Raw genomic sequence first — 4,870 nt, forward strand, 5'->3', positions numbered from 1 at the left:
GCCTGAGTTGACCAAGGCCATCGAGTCTGTGATCAATGACCACCCTGACCTCCAGCTGGTCGAGGCCCTCGGTCAGAGGAGCCTCGCCTACCGCACCGGGTACCGCCGGGGCCCCGAGTCACCGGCCGAGTACCGCCGGGCCTGAGCCACCGGCCGCGTACCGCCGGGGCCCGAGCCACCGGCCGCGTACGGACGGCCCCCCTCCCGGTTCGTCTCAGAGAGCAGGTCCCGCACGTGTCCGTATCCACCTCGACCGCCCCGGCGCCGCCTTCCCCGCAGAGGCGCCGTGGGGGAAGGGCGCCGGCCGCACCCCCGGGCGGCCGGCGCCGGCGGCCCCCGCTGCTGCTGCTCCTTCCGGCCGCGGTCATCCTGATCCCGCTGGTCGCCTACCCGATCTACCAGCTCGGCCTGCTGTCCGTCCTGGACTTCGGGCAGGCGCAGGCCTCCGGCGGCGCCCCGACCTCCTTCGTCGGCTTCGGCAACTACACGAAGATCCTGGAGGACGAGCAGTTCTGGACGGTGCTGTTCCAGACCGTCGGCTTCGCCGCGTTCTGCGTGGTCGCCACCCTGGCCGTCGGCGCCACCCTCGCGGTGCTGCTCACCAAGGTCGGCCGGTGGCCCCGGCTGCTGCTGACCACCGCGGCGATGGCCGCCTGGGCGGCGCCGGCGATGACCGGATCGACGGTGTGGAGCTTCCTGTTCGACACCAACCTCGGCCTGGTCAACCACACCCTGGAAGGGCTCGGACTCTCCGGCTTCCACGAGTTCAACTGGTTCTACGACAAGTGGACGGCGTTCCTGATCGTCGGCGCCGTGGTGGTGTGGCACTCCTTCCCGTTCGTGATGGTCACCCTCTACGCGGGCATCCGGGCGATCCCGGAGGAGATCATGGAGGCGGCCGCCCTGGACGGCGCCAACACCTGGACCACCTTCCGCCGGATCACCGCGCCGATGCTGCGGCCGATCCTGACGATCGTGGTGATCCAGTCGGTGATCTGGGACTTCAAGGTCTTCACCCAGATCTACGTGATGACCGAGGGCGGCGGCATCGCCGGCCAGAACCTGGTGCTCAACGTGTACGCGTACCAGAAGGCGTTCGCCTCCTCGCAGTACGGGCTGGGCGCGGCGATCGGCGTGATCATGCTGCTGATCCTGGTGATCCCCACGGTCCTGTACATCCGCACGCTGCGACGGACGGGGAACGAACTGTGAGCCCGGCGAACCCCCCTGCCGTGCGGCCGGAGACGCCCGTGCGGTCCGAGAAGCCCGTACGGCCCGCGAAGCCGGTGCGGCCCGCGAAGCCCGTGCGGCCCGTGCGGAACACCCGCGGCCGGTGGCGGCTGGCCGCCAACACCGGCGCGATCGTGCTGGCCGTGGTCACCGCCTTCCCGATCTTCTGGATGGTGCTCTCGGCCTTCAAGCCCAAGGGCGAGATCCAGTCCCTCGAACCCCGGCCGTGGACGGCCCGCCCCACGCTGGACAGCTTCCGCCAGGTGCTCAGCGTGGACGGCTTCGCCCGCTACTTCGGGAACAGCCTGGTGGTCGCGCTGTCGGTGGTGGTGCTGTCGGCGATCGTGGTCTTCCTGGCGGCGGTGGCCGTCACCAGGTTCCGCTTCAAGTTCCGCACCACCATCATGGTGATGTTCCTGATCGCCCAGATGATCCCGGTCGAGGCGCTGACCATCCCGCTGTTCTTCATGTTCCGCGACGCCGGACGGTTCGCCCCGGGCATTGGGCTGAACACCCTGGCCTCGCTGGTCCTGGTGCAGCTGGCGTTCTCGCTGCCGTTCGGGATCTGGATGATGCGCGGTTTCGTCGCGGCCGTCCCGGTCTCGATCGAGGAGGCGGCGCAGATCGACGGGGCCAGCCGGACCCGCATCCTGTGGCGGATCCTGCTGCCGCTGGTGGCGCCGGGCCTCGCCGCGACCAGCGTGTTCTCCTTCATCGCGGCGTGGAACGACTTCGTCTTCGCCAAGACCTTCATCATCAGCGCCACCGAGAACCAGACGCTGCCCTCGGCGCTGCTGGTTTTCTTCAAGCCGGACGAGAACGACTGGGGCGGCATCATGGCGGCGTCCACGCTGATGACGGTGCCGGTGCTGATCTTCTTCATCGCGGTGCAGCGCAAGCTGGTCTCGGGGCTGGCCGGCGCGGTGAAGGACTGACCCGTGTCGACCGGTCACGTGCTCGGGAGTCCCGCCGACGGCGGGACTCCCGCAGCCGTTCCGGGACCACGCGCTCAGGAGACGAAGCCGACGATGTCGGCGTCCTTCCACCGCTCCGCGAGCCGGAGCCAGCCGACGACCTCCGCGACGGCCTCGGCCACCTCGCGCTCCGGCGCGGGAGTGCGGCCCTCGCGCTCGGCCCGGGCGAACTGCTCCAGCGCCCGCCGGCAGTCCTCGGCCGACCAGGTGCCGCAGGACGGCACGTCGCAGGAGGGCAGTTCGGCGGGAAGGCCGCCGTACTGGAAGTCCGCGACCGAGACGGCGGTGATTCCGTACGCCTTCAGGCCGTCGTCGACCACCTCCAGCCAGTTGCCCCGGAACGGGCCGAAGGAGTCGACCTCCAGAGGGCGGCCGACCAGCCAGCACAGCCGCCGGTACGCGTAGCCGTACTGGAAGGAGTGGTCCTCGTCCTCGGAGAAGGGGCCGCCGTGCACCACGGCGCGCAGTGCCTCCAGGGCGGTCGGGGCGCCCTGCGCGATCTCGTCGGCGAAGTGCTCGTCGGACCTGTCCAGGGACGGGCCGAAGTACGCGAGGGCCTCGTCGACCGCCCCGTCGTCGCCGCTGCAGACGCGGACGCGGAGCTCCGCGGGGTCGACCAGGTACGCGCACAGGAAGGAACTCATGCGAGCACGGTAGCGGCCGCAACGGACGGCCGGGTCGGCGGGGCCGGTCGCGTCACGGCTCCGGGGTCGAGTTCTGAACGGTCTTGCGGCACAGTGGAGTTGACGAATCGGAAGCAGCGGTTCCGGTTTTCTTTCGAGAGCTCCGAACCGGTGCGCCGGCGTGGGTGCGCCGGGTCGGGTGCGCCGAAGCAGGGGGTCAGGCCGCCGCCGTGGAGCCGCGGGCCGGGACCGCGACCAGGACGAACTCCGCGCCGGCGTCGTCCCGGACCAGCGCGGTGCGGCCGAACGGGGCCGGCGCCGGCCCCGCGACGACGGTGCCGCCGAGCTCGCGCAGCCGGTCGACCGCGCGATCGGCGGACTCGGTCGCGAAGTGCGTCAGCCAGCGCGCGCCGGCACCCGGGGCGGCGGGGCCGATGCTGCAGGCCGGCAGTCCGGCCACCCGGGCGAGGGTGTGGCCCGCCCGCGGCCGGTCGTAGCCGTAGCCGAAGACCCGGCGGTAGAAGACCCGCGCGGCGTCGGGATCGGAGGAGAGGTGCTCGTTCCAGGCGAACGCGCCCGGTTCGTCGACCAGGCCGGCGCCGTCGATGGTGCCGGCCCGCCAGAGGCCGAAGCGGACGCCGAGCGGGTCGACGGCGATCGCGGCACGGCCCTGCTCGGCCACCTCGTACGGGTCGCGGGCGAGGCGGCCGCCGGCGGCCCGGACGGCGGCCGCGGTGCGCGGGAGGTCGGGGCAGGCGAGGAAGGTGGTCCAGGCGGCGGGCGGGTCGGCCGGCCGGGCCCGTTCGACGGCCGCGACGTGGACGCCGTACCGGGTGGCCACCGCCTCGCCGGGGCCGGTCGGAACGAACTCCCAGTCGAACAGCGCGCCGTAGAAGGCCTGCGCCCGCGCTGGGTCCGGGGTGCCGAGCACGACCCAGCACGGGACCCCGGCGCGGTGGCTGCCCGGTTTCGGCATGCGGCCCTCCTGGCGGGCGCGGCGCTCGGGTTGGTGCCGGCGGGGTTGGTGGCTGCGGTCTTCAGGGTGCGCGGTGTCGGGCTGGGCGTGTTCGGGCCGGGCGTGTTCGGGCCGGGCCGCGCTCGTCGTACGGCGCGCGGTGTCCGGGCCGGTGCGCCGTCGGCCCCACTGGTCAGCCTCCGCGCCCGGCGGACGGGCGGCAAGCGGGGCGTGGCGCAGGCGGGCGCGCCTCAGGAGACTCCGTACGGCCGGAACTGGACGCTGATCCGCGGGCCCACCGGGCGGGCGGTCTTGGGGATCGCGTGTTCCCAGGTGCGCTGGCAGGAGCCACCCATCACCACCAGGTCCCCGTGGCCGAGCGGGTGGCGGACGACCGCCGCGCCGCCGGTGCGGGGCCGCAGGGCCAGGATGCGCGGCTCGCCCACGGAGAGGATCGCTACCATGGTGTCCTCGCGGGCGCCGCGCCCGAACCGGTCGCCGTGCCAGGCCACGCTGTCCCGGCCGTCGCGGTAGTAGCAGAGCCCGAGGGTGCGGAACGGTTCGCCGAGCTCCCGGGCGTAGTGCCGGCTCAGTGCCGCCCGGGCCTGGCCGAGCACCGGGTGCGGCGGCTCGGCCTGCGCCGGGTAGGAGGCCAGCAGGCGGGGGACGTCGACCGTCCGCTCGTACATCTCGCGGCGTTCGGCGCGCCAGGGCACGGTGGCCGCCAACTGTTCGAACAGCTCGTCCGCCCCGTGCAGCCAGCCGGGGAGCAGATCCAGCCAGGCACCGTCGCCGAGCGGTTGCCGCCGCAGGCCGTCGAGCGGGCCGAGCCCGATGCCGCCGCGGTCCGCGTCGTCGAACAGCGAGGGCTGGAGGTGGACGGTGCCGTGCATGAGGCCAGCGTACGCCTTGATTCGAACATGTGCTCGAAGATCGGAGAGGGTTCTAGGGTCTGTCGTCAAACTCCCGTCGTTCGCCCGAAGGGCGGGCGGGGCGGCGTTGGGGTGCGTGCATCGCAAGGCGGAGGAGGGAGCCACTGCGGTGGGGGCACCTCCCGGCCGGAGGCTGGGGGCCATTGGCGACCGACG

The 4,870-nt window shown here is 72.9% G+C and carries 5 protein-coding genes; 2 read left to right on the forward strand and 3 right to left on the reverse strand.

The annotated features are described in order from the left end of the window. The first annotated feature begins 234 nt into the window (after nt 1-234). Both ACWD4P_RS37830 and ACWD4P_RS37835 read left to right on the forward strand, forming a co-directional pair. Nucleotides 235-1,212: a carbohydrate ABC transporter permease gene (locus tag ACWD4P_RS37830; RefSeq protein ID WP_359831641.1), complete on the forward strand. Its 978-nt coding sequence runs from the start codon at nt 235-237 to the stop codon at nt 1,210-1,212. A 92-nt stretch (nt 1,213-1,304) separates the two neighbouring features. After that, nucleotides 1,305-2,165 (forward strand): carbohydrate ABC transporter permease, encoded by an 861-nt coding sequence (locus tag ACWD4P_RS37835; RefSeq protein WP_449782771.1) that lies wholly within the window; start codon nt 1,305-1,307, stop codon nt 2,163-2,165. 74 nt (nt 2,166-2,239) lie between these two features. Here the strand turns inward: ACWD4P_RS37835 and ACWD4P_RS37840 are convergent, their stop codons facing one another. From ACWD4P_RS37840 to ACWD4P_RS37850, 3 genes are all read right to left on the reverse strand, one after another. Then, nucleotides 2,240-2,848 carry a DUF7691 family protein gene (locus tag ACWD4P_RS37840; RefSeq protein WP_359831637.1) on the reverse strand — a complete coding sequence of 203 codons (609 nt, stop codon included), beginning with the start codon at nt 2,846-2,848 and terminating at the stop codon, nt 2,240-2,242. A gap of 196 nt (nt 2,849-3,044) precedes the next feature. After that, the gene (locus tag ACWD4P_RS37845) at nt 3,045-3,803 is read right to left on the reverse strand and encodes a VOC family protein (RefSeq protein ID WP_449782769.1); all 759 of its coding nucleotides are present in this window, start codon (nt 3,801-3,803) and stop codon (nt 3,045-3,047) included. Between the two features lie 230 nt (nt 3,804-4,033). After that, entirely contained in the window at nt 4,034-4,675 is a 642-nt protein-coding gene (locus ACWD4P_RS37850; protein ID WP_449782770.1) for an alpha-ketoglutarate-dependent dioxygenase AlkB, read from the reverse strand. Nucleotides 4,676-4,870 lie beyond the last annotated feature (195 nt).

Source organism: Kitasatospora sp. NPDC002543 (assembly GCF_053594915.1).